Here is a 17344-nt window from a genome sequence, read left to right as displayed (position 1 = left end):
GATCAGGCCTCGTCGACGATGTCGCAGATCGCGGTCCCGGCGGTCACGCCCGCGCCCGGCTCGAGGGCCAGACCCTTGACGGTGCCGGCCCGGTGGGCGACGAGCGGCTGCTCCATCTTCATGGCCTCCAGGACGACGACGAGGTCGCCCTCGGCCACCGTGTCGCCCTCGGCGACGGCCACCTTGACGATGGTGCCCTGCATGGGCGAGGCGAGCGTCGTCCCGGTGGTGCCGCCGCCGCCGGAACGGGCGGCGCGACGGGCCGGACGCCGGCCGCCCCGGGCGTTGGCGGTGCGGGCGCGGGCCATGCCGAGACCGGCCGGGAGCACGACCTCCAGACGGCGACCGCCGACCTCGACGACGACTCGCTCGGGCTCGCCGTCGGCCTCGACGTCGTCGTCCGCGGGTGCCGCGGGAGCCGCCGGGGCGAGCGCCGCGAGCTGGTCGGTGAACTCCGTCTCGATCCAGCGGGTGTGCACACCGAACGAGGTCGCCGCCTCCCCGGAGGCCGGCACGAACGCCTCGGCGTCCAGCACGGCACGGTGGAACGGGACGACGGTGGGGATGCCGGCGATCTCGAGCTCGCGCAGGGCACGGCGGGCCCGTTCCACCGCCTGGGTGCGGGTCGCGCCGGTGACGATCAGCTTGGCGATCATCGAGTCGAACATCCCGGAGACGGAGTCGCCCTCGACGACGCCGGTGTCGACGCGCACGCCCGGGCCGGACGGCCAGCGCAGCGTCGAGATGGTGCCCGGCGCAGGGAGGAACCCGGCGGCCGGGTCCTCGCCGTTGATGCGGAACTCGAGCGAGTGCCCGCGCACGGTGGTCGATTCGTAGCCGAGCTCCTCGCCCGCGGCGATGCGCAGCTGCTCGCGCACCAGGTCGATGCCGGTGACCTCCTCGGTCACCGGGTGCTCGACCTGGAGGCGGGTGTTGACCTCGAGGAACGACAGGGTGCCGTCGGTCCCGACGAGGAACTCGCAGGTACCGGCACCCACGTACCCGGCCTCGCGCAGGATCGCGGTGGACGCGCGGTCCAGCTCGGCCTCCTGCTCGGGGGTGAGGAACGGGGCGGGGGCCTCCTCGACGAGCTTCTGGTGGCGACGCTGCAGGGAGCAGTCTCGCGTGGAGACGACGACGACGTTGCCGTGGGTGTCCGCCAGGCACTGCGTCTCGACGTGGCGCGGCCGGTCGAGGTAGCGCTCGACGAAGCACTCACCGCGCCCGAACGCTGCGACGGCCTCGCGCACCGCGGAGTCGTACAGCTCGTCGATCTCGTCGTGGGTGCGTGCCACCTTCAGGCCGCGACCGCCGCCACCGAAGGCGGCCTTGATCGCGATGGGCAGGCCGTTCTCGGCGGCGAACGCCCGGACCTCGGAGGAGTCGGCGACCGGGTCCTTCGTGCCGGGGACCAGGGGGGCACCGGCGCGCTGGGCGATGTGGCGGGCGCTGACCTTGTCACCGAGGGACTCGATCGCAGCCGGTGGCGGGCCGATCCACGTCAGCCCGGCGTCGATGACGGACTGCGCGAACCCGGCGTTCTCCGAGAGGAACCCGTAGCCGGGGTGGACGGCGTCGGCGCCCGAGCGGCGGGCGACGTCGAGCAGCTTGTCCACGTCGAGATAGGTGTCCGCCGCGCGGACGCCGTTGAGGGCGAACGCCTCGTCGGCGATCTGGACGTGCAGGGCCTGGCGGTCGGAGTCGGCGTACACCGCGACGGAGGCGATGCCGGCGTCGGCGCAGGCGCGGGCGATGCGGACGGCGATCTCGCCGCGGTTGGCGACGAGGACCTTCGAGATGGTGGGCACGGCTCACCGTAACGCGCCGTGCCCAGGTCGCCCGCACCCGTGCGGCATCGTCGTGGAAGTCTGTGTGGCAGGCCAACGGCCCTCGGGTGCGATTTGGAGGGTTCCCACATTGGCAACGGGCCCCGGCGCCCGGAGGTCGGGGAACGCTTGGTGGAATCGGCAGGTCGGGGCCCGATCAGCCTTCGCGCAGCGCGTGCCAGGGCACGTCGATCGCACCGAGCAGCTCGCGCAGCAGGGGCAGGCTCACGCCGACGACGCCGTGGTGGTCGCCCTCGATCCGTTCGACGTACGGACCGCCGATCCCGTCGATCGTGAAACCCCCGGCGACCTGCAGCGGCTCGCCGGTGGCGACGTAGGCGTCGATCTCGTCGTCGTCCAGATCGGCGAAGTGGACGGTCGTGGACGACGTCGCGCCGAGCGTGGCGCTCGTGCCGCCGTCCTCGGCGTCGCGCACGTCCACGATCCAGTGCCCGCTGTGCAGCACGCCGGAGCGGCCGCGCATGCGCTGCCAGCGCTCGCGGGCGACGTCGGGGGAGCCGGGCTTGCCGACGATCTCACCGTCGATCTCCAGCATCGAGTCGCAGCCGAGCACCAGGGCGCTCGGGCCGTCGGTGTCCTCGACGTGGTTCGCCACGGCCTCGGCCTTGGCCTGGGCGAGCGCGAGCACGGCGTCTTCGGGCGGCAGGTCGGCGAACCGGGCGCGGGCGTCGGCGAGCACGGCGTCCTCGTCGACCTCCGAGACGATCACGGTGGGCTCGACGCCCGCGGAGCGGAGCGTCGCAAGGCGGGCGGGGGACTGGCTGGCGAGCACGAGGTGGACCACGGTGCGACCTTAGCGGCCCCCGCTGTCCATGATGCAAGACGTTGGCGCTGACCTGTTGACGACGGCCAGGATGCCGTCCACGATGAAGTAGCCACCCAGGGGGTTACGCCCCGCGTCCGGCGTCTCGCTCACCCGAAGGGGCATCCCATGCTGAACGGCCGCGTCCTGCATGTGGTGACGTTCGAGCTGAACCCCGGTGTGCTGCGCGGAGACCCGCGAGCGGTCGATGCTGCGCTCATCAGCGAGGGGCACCCACGCCACATCCTCGAGATCGAGAGCTGGCGTTGCGGCTGGGACACCAGCAACCGTGCCGAGGCGGTCGACTTCGTGGTGCTCGCCACCTTCGCGTCCACGTCGGATCTGCGTGCGTTCCAGGTGCACCCCGACCATGCCCGCGGCAAGGCCGCATGGTCGGAGATCGCGACCTGGCGCGTCATCGATCTCGTCGAGTCACCTGATGGAGGCCAGACGTGACCCGCCACGGTGGCCTGGTGGCCGTCGTGGGCGCGGCGCTCCTGTGGAGCACGTCCTTCGCCGTCACCAAGGTGGTCCTGGATCAGGTGGGCGAGCTGACCCTGGGCGCGATCAGGTTCCTCGCCGCCGCCGCGGTCCTTGCCGTCGTGTGCGCCGTGACCTCGCAGAGCCTGCGTGGACCCGTGGAGGACCATCGCAACGCCGCGGCCCTCGGCCTCGTCGGCATCAGCGCCTACTTCATCCTCGAGAACTACGGGGTCGCGATGGCCACGGCGACCGATGCTGCGCTGATCGTGGCCTCGTACCCCGTCATCACGATGCTCGGCGAGTGGATCGTCCTGCGGTCGTCGCCCTCGGCGCTGATGGTGGTCGGCGCAGGCGTCGCGTTTCTCGGTGTCTTCCTGGTGGCCTACGAGCGTGCGCCGGAACCGGCTCCGGATCGCGGCTGGGGAATCCTGCTTCTCGTCATCGGTGGTGTCGTCTGGGCTGCCTACAACATGATGTCTGCCCGCCCGGCGTCCGCTCGCACGCGCCAGCGGTTCGGCGTCCTGGGCACCACGACGCTGCAGAACCTGTGGGGAGGGGTCGGATTCTGCGTCGCCGCCCTGGTCCTGCCGCAGAGCGCCACGTCGGGTGTCGACGGCTCGTCGTGGGTACTTGTGGCGTACCTCGCGCTCGGATGCTCGGCGCTCGCCTTCCTGCTCTACACCTTCGGCCTCACCACCATGCGGCCCGCCCAGGCGGTCGCCACCCTCAACCTGGTCCCCGTCTTCGGAGTGGTCTGGGCGGTGGTGATCGCCGGCGAGCAGCTCACCTGGGTGCGTGTCGTCGGCGCCGTGGTCATCGTGGCCGGCGTGGTGATGAGCACCAGCTCGCCGCGTCAACCGAAGACGGTCGGCGTGCTCCCAGAACCGAGAAGGACGACGAAGGAGTGAGAGCTTGAGCAACGCACCTCAGAGAAACGTGGTCGTGGTGGATCGCGACCTGGCCACCGGACTGGCCGTCAACGCCGCTTCCATCGCGACGTCGATGATCATCCACGCGGTGCCCGAGCTGATGGGTCCAGCGGTCAAGGCACGAGACGCCGAGCTTCCGGGAGTAATCCTCGTGCCGCTCCCCGTCCTTGGCGCTGACAGCGCGACACTGGAGGACCTGTGGAACCAGTGCCGTGGCGACGGCTCGGTGGTCGACCCCTTCCCGTTCAGCACCCTCGCCCAGAGCTGCAGGACGTACGACGAGTACGTGCAGCGGATGGCGGACTCGGAGATCGCCGACCTGCGGTTGGCAGCGCTCGGTCTGCACGGTCCGCACAAGGCGGTCAAGGCGCTGTGCGGATCGCTCCCCCTCTACTCCGGCTAGTGCGGAAGGCCTCGACATGATCCCTCTCGACGACGACGAAGCGTGGCGCCGCGCCAAGGACTTCACCGCCCTTCATCGGGCGCAGTGGTCCGGCACGATGGGCGCGGACCAGCTCGATGAGTACCAGCGGATGAACCTGGGTCGGACCCTCGATCACTGCCGGAACGGCTCACCGTTCTACCAGGCTCGGCTCAGCAGCGTCACCTCGACGACGCCGTTCCAGGCCGTCCCGTTGACCACGAAGGACGATCTGCGAACCCACCTCGACGACGTGCCGAGTCTTCGGCTCGACGAGTCGTGGGTCTACTACGAGACGACCGGGACGACCGGGACTTCCACGCCCTGCCCTCGGAACGTCGACGACTCCGTCCGCACGGCCGTCGCGCTGAGCGAGAGCTATCGAGAACTTCTGGCTCCGTACGGAAGGAACCTCGTCTTCGCCGTGATGGGTCCGACCGAACTGCACTCGACTGGAGACACGTTCGGGGACGTGTTTCGTAACCTGGGACATACGAGCGTCAAGATGTGGCCGCACTCGCCCGTCGTGGGGATGGGGCGCGCCGCCGAACTGCTGCACAGGCTGCAGGTCGACGCCATGGTCTGCACGCCAGGCATGGCGATCCTCCTGGCGCGCTACCTCTCTGATCACGGCATGCGTCCCGACAGCTTGGGCATGTCCGTCATCTTCACGCTCGGAGAGCTCGCCACACCCAGATTGCTGGAGCAGATCGGTCGCGTGTGGGGAACAGACGTTCACAGCTGCATGTACGCGTCCCAGGAGGCTTCCGTACTCGCCGTGCCGGGCCCAGACGGCGCCCTCAGGTCGACGCCTCTGAACTACTACTACGAGATGGTCGACCCCTCTACCGGCGATCTGTTGGACGACCGGCGGGAGGAACGCGAAGGTGAGCTGGTCGTCACGCACCTCTATCAGGGAGCCAAACCTCTGGTGAGGTACCGGACAGGCGACGTCGTCCGAGCGCGAGGCGTGGGGCAAGACTTCACGGTCGTCCCGGTCGGGCGAGTCCGCGACCGGATCGTCGTCGGCGGCCGAGACTACTCGGCTTTCGACTTCGAGGTAGCCCTGCTCGACGGCTGCCCGGAGTTTCTCGACTACCAGGTGACGATCGACGACCGGAACGGCCGGGACAGGCTCACGGTCCTGTTCGAGGCTCATGAGGACGCAAGGTGCTCCGGAGCGCAAATGGACCGGTACACCGAGGCCGTCCGACGCCACTTCGAGGTGCCCGTGACTGTGGCGTGGGGGCGGACGGACGAGCGAACGTCGACCGGCGCGATGGTCAGCTGGAAGGCGGCCCGGATCCGTGACCTCCGGTCATCGGGTGATGGTGAGGCCAGGTCGTCGGAGACGATCGCGGAGCAGCGGGCTGCGAGGATCGCATGACCACCTGGGCCTACCTGGACGGCCAGTGGGTCGATCCGGGCCGTCCGCACTTGAACTTGCACACGCAGGGGCTGCATTACGGCACGGCAGTGTTCGAGGGTATCCGGGCTTACCGGCAGGTAGACGGCGGGCCACCGGAGCCGTTCATGAGCGTCGAGCACCTCGATCGATTCCTCGCGTCGTGCGGGACGCTCCGGATCGATCTTTCCGAGTCTCGACAGGACCTGGAAGGGATCACGCGAGAGCTCGTCGCCCGGAGCGGGATCGAGGACGACTGCTACGTCCGACCCGTCGCCTTCAAGCGGAGTTTGTTGCCCGGCGTGCCGTTCGGCGTTCGGCTCCAAGGAGTTGGGCATGGGCTGTTCGTGACGGTCGTCCCCATGGCGACCCGCCTCGGTCGAGCGACCCGGCTTGGGGTGTCGACGGTCCGTCGGGTTCCCGACGTCTCCATCCCGACTAGGGCGAAGGTCAGTGGTGCCTATGTGGCCAGTGCTCTGGCGGTCGATGAGTGTGTCGCTGCCGGTCATGACGACGCCCTTCTCTTGACGGTGGACGGACGAGTTGCTGAAGGCTCTACCAGCAATGTCGTCGCCCGGATCGGGTCGTCGGTGGTCACACCGTCGATCGACCAGGGGATCCTCCCGGGCCTCACGCGGAAGGTGGTGCTGGAACTCGCTCGCTCTGCTGGCCTGCAGACCATTGAGCGCCCCATCGAGCTTGCCGAGCTGTACGCCGCTGACGAGCTGTTCCTGGTAGGCACGGGAGTGGAGATCGCGCCCGTCGTCACGCTCGGAGGCGTCGCAATCGGGTCCGGTGTTCCGGGGCCCTTGGTGCTCGACCTGTGTGACAGATTCGAGAAATTGGTGCGCAACCATGTTCCGAGGAGCTGACCGTGCTTTCGACGCGATCGTGCAATCTAACGCCCCACTTCGTGGTATCTGACCATCCACGACGAGAATTGGCAGCCAGCGTGGCCACACTCGGTCCCAGCGGCACGAGCAGCGAACGGGCAGCTGAACGACTGCTCGAGCTGCTCGGTTCTCCCGAAGGGGCAACTCTGTCCCTCTTCGACACCTACCAGGAGGCCAGCCGTGCCGTGATCGACGGTCGGGCGGCGCACCTGCTGGTGGCCAACGCTTTCCATGACGTCAACCTGTTCTACATGGATCCGCAGTTGTGCGTCGGCATTGTGTTTCACATGTTCACGCCCTTGTATGGGCTTGCCGCGCGCAACCTGGACACCCTTCGCGATGGAAGATCGCGCCAGCTCTCCGTCGTGTCGCATCCTGCGCCCGTCCCGCTGATCGCGGAGCTCCTTCCACCGGGGCTCGTCCTCGGCCCGGTCTCGGAAGCCTCTTCGACGGCGGCGGCCGCAACCTCGGTCGCGCGACGGGAGCATGACATCGCATTGACGACCGAACCCGCAGCGAGGGCCAGCGGTCTGACGTTCGTGTCCGGCATGAGGCCCATCGAAATGGTCTGGACGGCGTTCGTGCGGAGCGGGGAGGGTCTCGATGGTCGCGGTCGATGAGACGACACCGCGTTACAGTCCGGACCGGAGCCCTGACTTCTGGACGGAACTGGCCAGGGTGATGGAGGACGTACTCGTCCGGGCGGCGAACGGGGACGTGGCGGCGATCCCGCGAGGCATCGCACACTTGCCGTCGGGGGACGGCTTCGGGGTGATGGCCGCAGTCGACGCGGGCGACGGCTGGCCTGTCGTCGGGGTGAAGGTCGTGATGCTGCCCGCATCGCCGCGCGTCGGTGCGCCGTCACACCCTGGTTCGGTGCTGCTGTTCGATGCCAAGGATGGCGCTCTGCTCGCCAGGTTCGACGCCGATCTGCTGACCGGCCTGCGGACCGCTGCCACGACCGCTACCGTCACGCGTCGAGTACGTCCTGACGCGACATCGTTCGTGGTGATCGGGTCGGGCACGCAGGCGCGAGCGCACGTTCAGGCTCTGTCCGCACACTACCCGTCCGCGGATTTCGTGCTTTGGGGCAGGTCCGAGCAGTCCGCGCAGCGTCTGGCTCATGTCCTGCGCGCCGACGGGATCCGGGTGACGGCCGAGCGCGACCTGGCAGGCGCCCTCGCGTCGGCGGACGTCGTCACTAGCGTGACCTCCGCTCGCGAACCGTTCCTGGGGGCGAGACTCCTTGGTCCTGACGTGCACGTCAACGCGGTCGGCGCCTCGATCGCAGGACTTTGCGAGTGGCGACGGGATGTGTTCGACGTGGCGCAACTCCTGCTTTGTGACGACACGGGTGAGTGTGCTCGGCAGTCCGCCGAAGTCCCTGCCGACTGCCTCAGCAGGGCGTCGGACGTCGGCTGGCTGCTCAGACGCGGCAGCCTCGTCCCGATGGAATCGGGCGTGAGCGTCTACAAGTCTGTGGGAGTCGCAGCGCTCGACGTCGCGGCCGCGAAGTACTTGACCGACTTGGGCGGGAACGACTGCTGAGATCGCCCGAGCCTCAGCGCAGGGGGCCGTACTTGGAGCGCAGGAGCGTGAGCGCGGGACCGAAGGTGGCTTCCAGGACTGGTCCGTGAGCCTTCAGCATCTCCAGCTTGTACAGGTCGTGCCGGACGAGCTCGGTGATCGGCACGACCAGTCCGGGGTGCCTGGTCCATGCCGCGCGTGGTCCGTCGTCGCCCGAGACGTTGCCGGCGACCACCTCGCGGTCGTCCGCCGAGACGACGAGCCAGCGTCCTCTGAGTCCTCGTGTGACCTCGTCGGTGCCGGGGTGGGCGAACACGGTGGCGAACGGCATGTCGATGTCGCCGTAGGCGACGACGACCACCTCGACGCCTCGACTCGCGGCCGCCTCGAGCGATTCACGGAGCCGCTCGGCGTCGCCGCTCCAGATCTCGCACAGCAGCCGCTGCTCGGCACGGCTGACGACGCTCTCCGCACGGGCCAGGATCTCCGGGGCTCCCTGGAGGTCCCAGATCACGTCTTCGTCACCGGCGCGCGCGTGGTGGTCCCGCAGCACCGCCTCGGCGTCGGTCAACGCCCGGTCGGTGTGGCGGCGCTGAGCATCGACGAGCTCGTCCGGCGCGGTGGGGGAGTAGGTCTGCGGTCGGCTGTTGGAGACGCTCGCCGCGCCCTTCTCGACCAGGGATCCGAGCACCTCGTAGATGCGTCCGCGAGCGACGCCGGAGATCTTCGCCACGGCGTACCCGGTGCTCGGCGAGCTGCCCAGGAGCGCGAGATAGGCCTTCCCCTCCCACTCGGTCAACCCCAGCGCCCGCAGCTTGCGCGCCTGGTCCGCGTCGATCGCCTGGCTCACGCATCCCCCTGTCGAGTCGTGACATCGTAACGCCGACGATCGACCAGGCGGACGTGTGCGAGGCGATCCGCCGCGGTCACGTCAGCAGCACCGTCGCCACCAGCATCACGACGGGGGAGGCGAGCGTGGTCACCAGGACGATGTCGCGGGCCATGACGTCCCCGCGTCGGAACCGGGCGGCGTAGTTGTAGATGTTCTGCGCCGTGGGCAGGGCGGCGAGGGTGACGGCGGCGACCACCTCGGCGTCGTCGAGCCCGAACGCGTAGCGCGCCGCGACGAAGGCGACGGCCGGCATGACGACGGCCTTGAGCGCGGACGCCACGACGACGGGTGCTCGGCCCTCCTCGCCGCGCAGTGGCCGCGACCCGTGCAGCGACATGCCGAACGCGAGCAGGATCATCGGCACGGCCGCGCCGCCGAGGATCTCCAGGGGTGCGAGGACGACGTCGGGCACGCTCACGCCCGTCAACGACACCACCGCACCTGCGAGCGCACCCAGGATGATGGGGTTGCGCACCGGCTGGCTGAGCACGAACCTCCAGGACACCGTGCCGCTGGTGGTGGCGTCCAGCAGGAGCAGCACCAGCGGGCTGATGACGAGCAGCTGCAGCCCGATCACGGGGATCACGGCGGTGGCGTCACCGAGCACGTACACGGCCACGGGCAGGCCGATGTTGCCGGCGTTGACGTACCCGGCGCCGAGCGCCCCGATCGTGGCCTCCGGGACACGAAGACGGAACCAGACCAGGTTGACGACGACGAACACGGCGGCGACGGACACCGCCGCGACGAGCTGCACCAGCAGCGGAGCGCCCAGCAGGGCGCCGAGGTCGGCGTCGGACACGACGGTGAACAGCAGTGCCGGGCTCGCGACGAAGAACCCGATGCGGTTGAGCGCCGTCGTCGCGTCCGGGCCGCCGAGGCGCAGCCGCGCCGCGAGGTAGCCGGCGGCGATGACGACGCCGATGATCGCGAAGCCGGTGACGATCCCCTGCATCAGGCGAGCGCGTCGCGCAGCACGTCCAGCCCCACCGACCCGAGGCCGAGCGCGCGGGCGTGGAAGGCCCGCAGGTCGAGCTCCTCGCCGCGGGCCTGCGCGGCGGCCCGGGCTTCGTCCCGGACCTGCTCCCAGAGGCGCTGGCCCACCTTGTACGACGGCGCCTGGCCCGGCCAGCCGAGGTAGCGGTCCAGCTCGAAACGTAGGAAGGACTCGTCCATGTTGGCGTTGGCCGTCAGGAATCCCCACGCCTTGTCGGCGTCCCAGGTGCCGCCGCCCCACTGCTCGGGGCAGTCCTTGCCGAGGTGCACGCCGAGGTCGAGGACGACGCGCGCGGCGCGCAGGCGCTGGGCGTCGAGCATGCCGAACCGGTCGCCGGGGTCGTCCAGGCGGCCGAGGTCGGCCATGAGGCGCTCGGCGTACAGGGCCCAGCCCTCGCCGTGCCCGGACACCCAGCAGGCGAGGCGGCGCCATGAGTTGAGGGTGTCGCGGGCGGCCACGGCAGCGGCGCACTGCAAGTGATGGCCCGGCACGCCCTCGTGGTAGACGGTCGTGGTCTCGCGCCAGGTGGTGAACTCGGTGACGCCGGCCGGCACGGACCACCACATGCGGCCCGGGCGCGAGAAGTCGTCGCTCGGCGGGGTGTAGTAGATGCCGCCCGTCTGGGAGGGGGCGATCATGCACTCGATGGTGCGCACCGGGCCGTCGATGTCGAAGTGGACGCCCCCGAGGTCGGTGACGGCGCGGTCGGCCGTGGTCTGCATCCATGCGCGCAGCGCGTCGGTGCCGTGGAGCTGGCGGGCGGGGTCGGCGTCGAGCGTGGCGACGGCGTCGGCGACGGTCGCGTCCGGTCCGGCGATCTCCCGGGCCAGGTCCTCCTGCTCGGCGACGATGCGGGCCAGCTCGGCGAGGCCCCACTCGTAGGTCTCGTCGAGGTCGACGGCTGCGCCGAGGAACTCGCGCGAGTAGCGGGCGTACGCCTCGCGTCCGACGGCGTCGGCCTGCGGTGCCTGCGGGGCGAGCTCGGTCTCCAGGAAGTCGGCGAGCGCGGCGTAGGCCGTGCGGGCGGCGGTGGCCCCGCGTTCGAGCTCGGCGCGCACCAGGGAGCAGGCGGAGGACTCGTCGAGGACGCGGGCGGCGGCCTCGCTGCGCACGAGCGCCGTGAACGTGGAGTCCTCGCCCGCGAGGTCGCGGGACTGCTCGACGGCGGCGCGCACCTGCCGGATCGCGGCGACGCGGCCGCGCTCGGCGCTCCACCGCAGCGACTCGGTGTAGCCGGCGAGAGCCTGCGGGACGGCGTTCAGGCGGGCCGCGATGTTCTCCCACGCCTCGACGGTGCCCGTGGGTGCGACGTCGAACAGGTCGCGGAGCTGCTGCACGGGCGACTCGATGTTGTTGAGGCTGCGCTGCGGGTCACCGGCCTCGTGCTGCTCGACGGCGAGTCCGACACGCTCGCGCAGCGCGGCGAGCGTGACCTGGTCGACGTCGTCGACGGGAGCCTCGCCCGCCGTCTCGAGCTCGTCGAGGCGGCGCAGCAGGGCGCGGTCCACCTCGGCGCGGGCCTCGTGCCCGGCGGGGGAGAAGTCGGGGAGCTCGTGGTCGTGACCGGGCAGGCCCATCATCGTCGCGGCGATCGGGTGCAGGGCCGCGAGGTCCTTCACGTAGGCGTCGGCGACGGCGTCGAGCGGCGTCGGGGTGCGGGTGCCGGGAACGGAAGGAGTGCCCGAGGTGGGGGCGCCGGGGGTGTCGTGGGTCACCCGACGACCCTATCGCGTGGTCGGAAACCGCTTCCCGTGGCCTCGGGGGCAAGGGCTGTTGAGTTGACAGCGTCAACCTGGGTGCGCGCCCCATGCGGAAGCATCACGATCACGGGGGTGATCATGGACGGACCGGCGCTGATCACGGGCGCGACGTCGGGGCTGGGGCGTGCGACCGCCTTCGAGCTGGCCCGCCGCGGACACCCGCTCGTCCTGGTCGTCCGCGACCTGGATCGCGGGGAGGCGACCGCACGCGAGATCCGCGAGCAGCACCCCGGAGTCGTGATCGAAGTTCGTCACGGCGACCTGTCCGACCTGACCGGCGTCCACGTCCTGGCGGACAGCCTCCTCGTCGACGGCCTTCTCCCGCGCGCCGTGGTGTGCAACGCGGGACTGCAGGTCGTCGACGGCGTACAACGGACCGGCGACGGCCTGGAGATGACGATGGCGACGAACGTCGTGGGTCACGTCGCCCTGCTCGCGCCGCTCCTCGAGCACCTCCGTCCGGGTGCGCGCATCGTCACGCTCGGCAGCGAGACGCACCGTGGCGGACTGCGCGCGTTCGGGTTCCCCGCGGCGCGGTGGACCGGGATGCGGACGCTCCTCGACCCGCCCGCGGAGGCGCCGCGCAGCTCGAACGCCGGTCGCGTGCGCTACTCGACGTCGAAGCTGGCGTGCATCGCGCTGGCGTACGAGATCGACCGGCGCTGGCGCGATCGGGGCGTCCGCGCCGTGTGCTTCGACCCGGGGCTGATGCCCGCGACCGGGCTGGCCAGGGAGTATCCGCCGGCTGTCCGTGCCGTCTACGCGGCGCTGACGCCGGCGCTGGTGAGGATGCCCGGTGCGGGGAGCGTCAGCGAGTCCGCCGGGAACCTTGCCTGGCTGGCGGGCGACCCTGCCGCCGAAGGTCTCATGGGCTCCTACGTGTCCGGCCGGCGTGCCCGGAAGAGCTCTCCGGAGACCTACCGCGACGGGATCGGGGCGGAGATCTGGGAGACGAGCCTGGTGGCGGCCGGGATCGACCCTGTCGATGCGTGAGACGAGCCTCCGCGACGAGCTCGTCGTGGCGGCGACCCGACTCCTGGACGACGGCGGCCCGGACAGCGTCACGCTCCGAGAGGTGGGCCGGGTCGCCGGGGTCTCCCAGACCGCCCCCTACCGGCACTTCGCGAACAAGGCCGACCTGCTCGCCACCGTCGCTGCCCGGGAGCTGGACCGTCTGGTCGCCGCGGTCGAGGACCTCGTCGCGCACCGGAGAGGCCCGACCGAGATGCTGAGCACGGCTCTTCTGCACTATCTCGACTGGACCCGGAAGCGACCCGAGCGCTTCCGGCTCGTGTTCGGCCACTGGCCCCGGGAGAACGACGACCTGCGTTCCGCCGCCGCGCGCGCCACCGAGTCGATGGTCGTCCTCGTCGAAGGGGCGCAGGGCGCCGGTGCGCTGCCCCCCGGTGACCCGTGGCGAATCGGCGCAGCGATCCGCGCCTTCGTCCACGGTGTCGCGATCCTCGAGCAGAACGGACACCTTCTCGGCCGGGACCGGCTGCCGATGGACGGGGAGGATCTCGTCGAGTCGTTCCTCGCCGGTTCGGCGTACGGGGCCTTCCGGTGCAGTCCCCACGACGGCGAGCACCCGCGGGCGCAGCGCTGAGGCGCCGGAGGCGTCAGGCTGTCAGGAGGTCCCGCAGCTCCCGCCGGTGTGCCGCGGCGAGGCCGAGGGCGTCGAACGCCTCCGAGGTCCGTGCGGCGACGTCGTGGACGATCGGCACCGCGCGGGCGAGGAAGGCGTCCACCTGGGCGTCGGTCCACCCGCGCTGACGGTCCTGCGTGGGCGAGGCCGTCTCGGAACGGGCCATCTCACGGACGGACGTCGCGTAGTCGGCGGCGACCTCCTGCGGCGATACCCCGGCATTGCCCAGCAGCAGCGTGCTGAGCATCCCCGTGCGGTCGCGGCCCGCGCTGCAGTGCACGAGCACACCGGGTCCGGCGTCGGCGACGGCCTGCAGGCTCGTTCGCACGAGCGCCGGTTGGAGGCGCCAGTTGTGCGCCCAGTACTCGGGTGAGTCGAGGATCGGGAAGCAGACCCGGCGGAACTCGGGGTCGTCCTGGTCCTCGGTCGGCGCCAGGACGACGTCGATGCCGTCCCTGGCCGACCTCGCGACCTCCGGGTCGCCGTCGCGCCTGCCGACCTCGACGTCGCAGCGCAGGTCCACCACGGTGCGCAGGCCCCAGGCGCGGGCGTCGCCCCAGCCGCGCCCGGTGAGGAGCTCGCGCCGCGGCCCCCGGGCGACGCGACCGCAGCGGGTCGAGCCGGTCGGTGAGAGCGGGGTGGCGAGCCCGCCGAGGTCGCGGGAGTTCGGGTAGCCGTCCCAGGTCAGCGTACGCATCACGGCACGGTAGCGGCACGACGTCGCGGAGCGCGCTCCCCGGCCGGGAGTCAGCGTCCCGCGCGGCCTCGGAGCTCGTTGGCCCAGCCGCGGTGATACCGCGCGATGACGACGTCGGTGCCGGGCGCCCACCAGACCGCCACCGGGTCGCCGGGCCGGGGACCCGGCGCGTCGCCCTCGGCGACCATCAGCGACCAGGTGTCCTCGGCGGTCTCGTCATGGCGGGGATACGTCAGCAGGCCGCGCAGCAGGACGCCGTCGCCGGCGGGACGCTCCGAGACGGTCACCGAGCCCGTGGTCGAGCGGGCGTCCGCCCGCAGCGACTCCACCGCGCGGGTCTCCGTGGCCAGGCGCTGGTCGTCGCGGTAGCGGACCAGTGCCGCGACCGCGGTGACCACGAGCCCGCCCATGAGGCCGAGCATCAGCCACATCTCCAGCTCGCCGGAGGGCGCGTCGATCATCCGCCGCGCCACGTACACCCCGGCCGTCACCAGCAGGGCGGGCAGCCAGAGCCAACGCCGCACGAGTCCGGGTCGATCGGGCGCAGGCAGGTCACCGAGCGGCGCCTCCACCTCGGCGGGCGAGGACACCTGCTGCCACCGCACGCTCACGAGCGCAGGCTCCAGCGCCACGAGTCGATGTTGTGGCGGCCGGACCGGCCACCGAAGCTGCGGGCGGTGGCCGCACCGTTGCCGCGCAGGTTGCGTGCCCGGTTGGTCCACTCCTCGACGGGCGCGACGTCGTCGGGCAGGTCGTCGCGGGCGCTCACGGCCGCGAGCCCGGCCACCAGGGCCGCGACCTCGATGTCGTCGGGGGCGCCGCGCACCACCCGGACCGGCGGGGTCATTCGTCCTCCTCGTCGTCGGGGTCGTCGCCGAACCCCGGGGGCAGGCCGCGCGAGGCCGCCCACTCCATCACGTGGTACCCGCCGCCCACGAGCCGGGCGGCAGCCTGCACACCTGCCTCGTCCAGCAGCTCGATGACACCGTCGAGGGTCATCGAGGCCCCCGCGGGCGGGTCGGCCACGACGAACCCGAGGTAGAACGCCTCCGCGGGCACGGTGCCCTCGGGGAGCTCGCCCTCGTCGTCCTCGTCGTCGCCGGCCTCGGGCTCCCACACGGACGTCGTGAGGTCGGGGTGCATCCCGAGCGCGTCGTGCAGGGCGTCGAACAGCGTCGCGTTCAGCATGCCGACACGGTGCTCGAGGGCGAGGATCCGCGGATCCTCGTCGGCCTCCGCGGCACCGAACTCCGCGCGCACGCCCACCGCGGCGTCGACGTAGTCGTGCAGCGACGACGCCAGCCGGTCGACGGCGAGGTGGATGGGGTCCGGGTCCACCTCGCCCAGCGGAGCGGGGCCGTGGGTCGCGTCCTCGTGGCTCATCGGTCGATCTTCTCAGACGCCGGTCACAGCGGGATGTTGCCGTGCTTCTTGGGCGGCAGGCTGGCCCGCTTCGTCCGCAGGGCGCGCAACGCCCGCACCACCTGCACGCGCGTCTCGGACGGCTTGATCACGGCGTCGACGTACCCGCGCTCCGCGGCGTCCCACGGGTTCACGATCGCCTCGGTGTACTCGTCGGTCAGGCGGGCGCGCTCGGACTCGACGTCCCCGCCGTCGTCGGCCACCTGCTTCAGCGCGCGCCGCTGCAGGATGTTCACGGCGCCGGACGCGCCCATGACGGCGACCTGCGCCGTCGGCCAGGCGAGGTTGACGTCCGCGCCGAGCTGCTTGGACCCCATGACGATGTACGCGCCGCCGTAGGCCTTGCGGGTGATGACGGTGACCAGCGGCACCGTGGCCTCGGCGTAGGCGTAGATCAGCTTCGCGCCGCGACGGATGATGCCCTGGTGCTCCTGGCCGACGCCGGGCAGGAACCCCGGCACGTCCACGAAGGTCAGCACCGGGATGTTGAAGGCGTCGCAGGTGCGCACGAACCGGGCGGCCTTCTCCGAGGCGTTGATGTCCAGCGTGCCGGCCATCTGCTGCGGCTGGTTGGCGATGAAGCCCACGCTCTGACCCTCGACGTGCCCGAACCCCACGAGCACGTTCGGCGCGTACAGCGGCTGGACCTCCAGGAACGAGTCCGGGTCGAGCACCGCCTCGACGACGGCGCGCATGTCGTACGGCTGGTTGTCGCCGTCCGGGACGATCGTGTCGAGGACCTCGTCGTCGGGCGTGACCTCGAGGTCGACGTCGTCCTCGGGGGCGAACGTGGGGGCGTCGGACAGGTTGTTCTGGGGCAGGTAGCCGACCAGGTGGCGCACGTAGTCGATCGCGTCGTCCTCGTCCTCGCCGAGGTAGTGCGCGACGCCGGAGGTCGCGTTGTGCGTGCGCCCCCCGCCGAGCGTCTCGAAGTCGACGTCCTCGCCCGTGACCGTCTTGATGACGTCCGGGCCGGTGATGAACATGTTCGACGTCTGGTCCGCCATGACGATGAAGTCCGTCAGCGCGGGGGAGTAGACCGCCCCGCCCGCGCTCGGGCCGAGGATGAGCGAGATCTGCGGGATCACGCCCGACGCCGCGACGTTGCGTCGGAACATCTCCGCGAACTGCGTCAGCGCGGCCACACCCTCCTGGATGCGGGCGCCACCGCCGTCGGAGATGCCGATGATCGGCACCCCGGTGCGCAGCGCGAGGTCCTGCACCTTGGTGATCTTCTCGCCGTGCACCTCGCCCAGAGACCCGCCGAACACGGTGAAGTCCTGGGAGAACACGCACACCTGGCGACCGTCGATCGTGCCGTGCCCCGTCACGACGCCGTCGCCCGGCAGGCGCTTGGCGTCCATGCCGAAGTTGCGGCTGCGGTGCGTGGCCAGCGCGTCCAGCTCCACGAAGCTGCCCTCGTCGAGCAGGGCGTCGATGCGCTCGCGGGCGGACTTCTTGCCGCGTGCGTGCTGCTTGGTCCGGGCGTTCTCCTCGGGCTCGGTGATCGCGGCGGCGCGGCGGCGCTCGAGCTCGGCGAGCTTGGCGGCAGTGGTGTTCACCCTTGCGACCCTAGGTGCCGTGGTGTCTCGGATCGATGCGCGACAGGCCCGCAGGGTCGGGG

General features: G+C 71.1%; 19 protein-coding genes. 9 read left to right on the top strand and 10 right to left on the bottom strand.

Annotation, left to right across the window (positions count from 1 at the left end; all coding sequences use genetic code 11):
* Positions 1 to 2: 2 nt before the first annotated feature.
* Both ACNHYB_RS06355 and ACNHYB_RS06350 read right to left on the bottom strand, forming a co-directional pair.
* Positions 3 to 1799 carry an acetyl/propionyl/methylcrotonyl-CoA carboxylase subunit alpha gene (locus ACNHYB_RS06355; protein ID WP_418278005.1) on the bottom strand — a complete coding sequence of 599 codons (1797 nt, stop codon included), beginning with the start codon at positions 1797 to 1799 and terminating at the stop codon, positions 3 to 5.
* 184 nt (positions 1800 to 1983) lie between these two features.
* Positions 1984 to 2631 carry a Maf family protein gene (locus ACNHYB_RS06350; RefSeq protein ID WP_418277570.1) on the bottom strand — a complete coding sequence of 216 codons (648 nt, stop codon included), beginning with the start codon at positions 2629 to 2631 and terminating at the stop codon, positions 1984 to 1986.
* 147 nt (positions 2632 to 2778) lie between these two features.
* Here ACNHYB_RS06350 and ACNHYB_RS06345 point away from each other — a divergent pair, with 147 nt between their 5' ends.
* The 7 genes from ACNHYB_RS06345 to ACNHYB_RS06315 all read left to right on the top strand — a co-directional run bounded on the left by ACNHYB_RS06345 (position 2779) and on the right by ACNHYB_RS06315 (position 8328).
* A complete protein-coding gene (locus tag ACNHYB_RS06345; RefSeq protein ID WP_418277569.1) occupies positions 2779 to 3105 on the top strand; it encodes a Dabb family protein in 327 nt (108 codons plus the stop codon).
* Positions 3102 to 4040 (top strand): DMT family transporter, encoded by a 939-nt coding sequence (locus ACNHYB_RS06340; RefSeq protein ID WP_418277568.1) that lies wholly within the window; start codon positions 3102 to 3104, stop codon positions 4038 to 4040. Before ACNHYB_RS06345 ends, ACNHYB_RS06340 begins: the two co-directional genes overlap by 4 nt.
* A 28-nt stretch (positions 4041 to 4068) precedes the next feature.
* Complete coding sequence (locus tag ACNHYB_RS06335) at positions 4069 to 4464, top strand: DUF2000 domain-containing protein (RefSeq protein WP_418278004.1); 396 nt, start codon at positions 4069 to 4071, stop codon at positions 4462 to 4464.
* 16 nt (positions 4465 to 4480) lie between these two features.
* A complete protein-coding gene (locus ACNHYB_RS06330; RefSeq protein WP_418277567.1) occupies positions 4481 to 5869 on the top strand; it encodes a phenylacetate--CoA ligase family protein in 1389 nt (462 codons plus the stop codon).
* Positions 5866 to 6759: an aminotransferase class IV gene (locus ACNHYB_RS06325; protein ID WP_418277566.1), complete on the top strand. Its 894-nt coding sequence runs from the start codon at positions 5866 to 5868 to the stop codon at positions 6757 to 6759. The genes ACNHYB_RS06330 and ACNHYB_RS06325 overlap by 4 nt, the downstream gene beginning before the upstream one ends.
* An 80-nt stretch (positions 6760 to 6839) precedes the next feature.
* A complete protein-coding gene (locus tag ACNHYB_RS06320) occupies positions 6840 to 7400 on the top strand; it encodes a hypothetical protein (RefSeq protein WP_418277564.1) in 561 nt (186 codons plus the stop codon).
* On the top strand, positions 7384 to 8328 hold the full coding sequence (locus ACNHYB_RS06315; RefSeq protein WP_418277563.1) for a hypothetical protein: 945 nt from the start codon (positions 7384 to 7386) through the stop codon (positions 8326 to 8328). Before ACNHYB_RS06320 ends, ACNHYB_RS06315 begins: the two co-directional genes overlap by 17 nt.
* A 13-nt stretch (positions 8329 to 8341) precedes the next feature.
* On the opposite strand, the gene ACNHYB_RS06310 is transcribed toward ACNHYB_RS06315, so the two are convergent.
* The 3 genes from ACNHYB_RS06310 to ACNHYB_RS06300 form a co-directional block, all read right to left on the bottom strand.
* On the bottom strand, positions 8342 to 9157 hold the full coding sequence (locus tag ACNHYB_RS06310) for a TrmB family transcriptional regulator (protein ID WP_418277562.1): 816 nt from the start codon (positions 9155 to 9157) through the stop codon (positions 8342 to 8344).
* Between the two features lie 76 nt (positions 9158 to 9233).
* A complete protein-coding gene (locus ACNHYB_RS06305) occupies positions 9234 to 10154 on the bottom strand; it encodes an AEC family transporter (protein ID WP_418277561.1) in 921 nt (306 codons plus the stop codon).
* Positions 10154 to 11911, bottom strand: a complete 1758-nt coding sequence (locus ACNHYB_RS06300; RefSeq protein WP_418277559.1) for a DUF885 domain-containing protein — start codon at positions 11909 to 11911, stop codon at positions 10154 to 10156. Before ACNHYB_RS06300 ends, ACNHYB_RS06305 begins: the two co-directional genes overlap by 1 nt.
* Before the next feature lie 123 nt (positions 11912 to 12034).
* Here ACNHYB_RS06300 and ACNHYB_RS06295 point away from each other — a divergent pair, with 123 nt between their 5' ends.
* Together ACNHYB_RS06295 and ACNHYB_RS06290 are read left to right on the top strand one after the other, a co-directional pair.
* The gene (locus ACNHYB_RS06295) at positions 12035 to 12949 is read left to right on the top strand and encodes an SDR family NAD(P)-dependent oxidoreductase (protein WP_418278003.1); all 915 of its coding nucleotides are present in this window, start codon (positions 12035 to 12037) and stop codon (positions 12947 to 12949) included.
* A complete protein-coding gene (locus tag ACNHYB_RS06290) occupies positions 12942 to 13562 on the top strand; it encodes a TetR/AcrR family transcriptional regulator (RefSeq protein ID WP_418277558.1) in 621 nt (206 codons plus the stop codon). Before ACNHYB_RS06295 ends, ACNHYB_RS06290 begins: the two co-directional genes overlap by 8 nt.
* 13 nt (positions 13563 to 13575) lie before the next feature.
* Here the strand turns inward: ACNHYB_RS06290 and ACNHYB_RS06285 are convergent, their stop codons facing one another.
* Genes ACNHYB_RS06285 through ACNHYB_RS06265 form a run of 5 tightly spaced genes read right to left on the bottom strand, consistent with a single transcriptional unit; the run spans position 13576 to position 17282 of the window.
* Entirely contained in the window at positions 13576 to 14298 is a 723-nt protein-coding gene (locus ACNHYB_RS06285) for a tyrosine-protein phosphatase (RefSeq protein ID WP_418277557.1), read from the bottom strand.
* Between the two features lie 50 nt (positions 14299 to 14348).
* Positions 14349 to 14930 carry a hypothetical protein gene (locus ACNHYB_RS06280; protein WP_418277556.1) on the bottom strand — a complete coding sequence of 194 codons (582 nt, stop codon included), beginning with the start codon at positions 14928 to 14930 and terminating at the stop codon, positions 14349 to 14351.
* Positions 14906 to 15145, bottom strand: coding sequence for an acyl-CoA carboxylase epsilon subunit (locus ACNHYB_RS06275; RefSeq protein WP_418277555.1), 240 nt, complete (start codon positions 15143 to 15145; stop codon positions 14906 to 14908). Before ACNHYB_RS06275 ends, ACNHYB_RS06280 begins: the two co-directional genes overlap by 25 nt.
* Positions 15142 to 15681 carry a hypothetical protein gene (locus ACNHYB_RS06270; RefSeq protein ID WP_418277554.1) on the bottom strand — a complete coding sequence of 180 codons (540 nt, stop codon included), beginning with the start codon at positions 15679 to 15681 and terminating at the stop codon, positions 15142 to 15144. Before ACNHYB_RS06270 ends, ACNHYB_RS06275 begins: the two co-directional genes overlap by 4 nt.
* A gap of 23 nt (positions 15682 to 15704) precedes the next feature.
* On the bottom strand, positions 15705 to 17282 hold the full coding sequence (locus ACNHYB_RS06265; protein ID WP_418277553.1) for an acyl-CoA carboxylase subunit beta: 1578 nt from the start codon (positions 17280 to 17282) through the stop codon (positions 15705 to 15707).
* Positions 17283 to 17344 lie beyond the last annotated feature (62 nt).

It is taken from the genome of Isoptericola jiangsuensis (genome assembly GCF_048320105.1).
GTDB lineage: Bacteria > Actinomycetota > Actinomycetes > Actinomycetales > Cellulomonadaceae > Isoptericola > Isoptericola jiangsuensis_A.
This window is presented reverse-complemented; position numbering and strand designations above follow the sequence as displayed.

Bases quoted from the DNA above. Each gene is read 5' to 3' on its own strand.
- ACNHYB_RS06345 (WP_418277569.1), top strand. From the start codon at position 2,779: ATGCTGAACGGCCGCGTCCTGCATGTGGTGACGTTCGAGCTGAACCCC.
- ACNHYB_RS06325 (WP_418277566.1), top strand. From the start codon at position 5,866: ATGACCACCTGGGCCTACCTGGACGGCCAGTGGGTCGATCCGGGCCGT.
- ACNHYB_RS06315 (WP_418277563.1), top strand. From the start codon at position 7,384: ATGGTCGCGGTCGATGAGACGACACCGCGTTACAGTCCGGACCGGAGC.
- ACNHYB_RS06295 (WP_418278003.1), top strand. From the start codon at position 12,035: ATGGACGGACCGGCGCTGATCACGGGCGCGACGTCGGGGCTGGGGCGT.
- ACNHYB_RS06285 (WP_418277557.1), bottom strand. From the start codon at position 14,298: ATGCGTACGCTGACCTGGGACGGCTACCCGAACTCCCGCGACCTCGGC.
- ACNHYB_RS06330 (WP_418277567.1), top strand. From the start codon at position 4,481: ATGATCCCTCTCGACGACGACGAAGCGTGGCGCCGCGCCAAGGACTTC.
- ACNHYB_RS06290 (WP_418277558.1), top strand. From the start codon at position 12,942: ATGCGTGAGACGAGCCTCCGCGACGAGCTCGTCGTGGCGGCGACCCGA.
- ACNHYB_RS06305 (WP_418277561.1), bottom strand. From the start codon at position 10,154: ATGCAGGGGATCGTCACCGGCTTCGCGATCATCGGCGTCGTCATCGCC.
- ACNHYB_RS06270 (WP_418277554.1), bottom strand. From the start codon at position 15,681: ATGAGCCACGAGGACGCGACCCACGGCCCCGCTCCGCTGGGCGAGGTG.
- ACNHYB_RS06275 (WP_418277555.1), bottom strand. From the start codon at position 15,145: ATGACCCCGCCGGTCCGGGTGGTGCGCGGCGCCCCCGACGACATCGAG.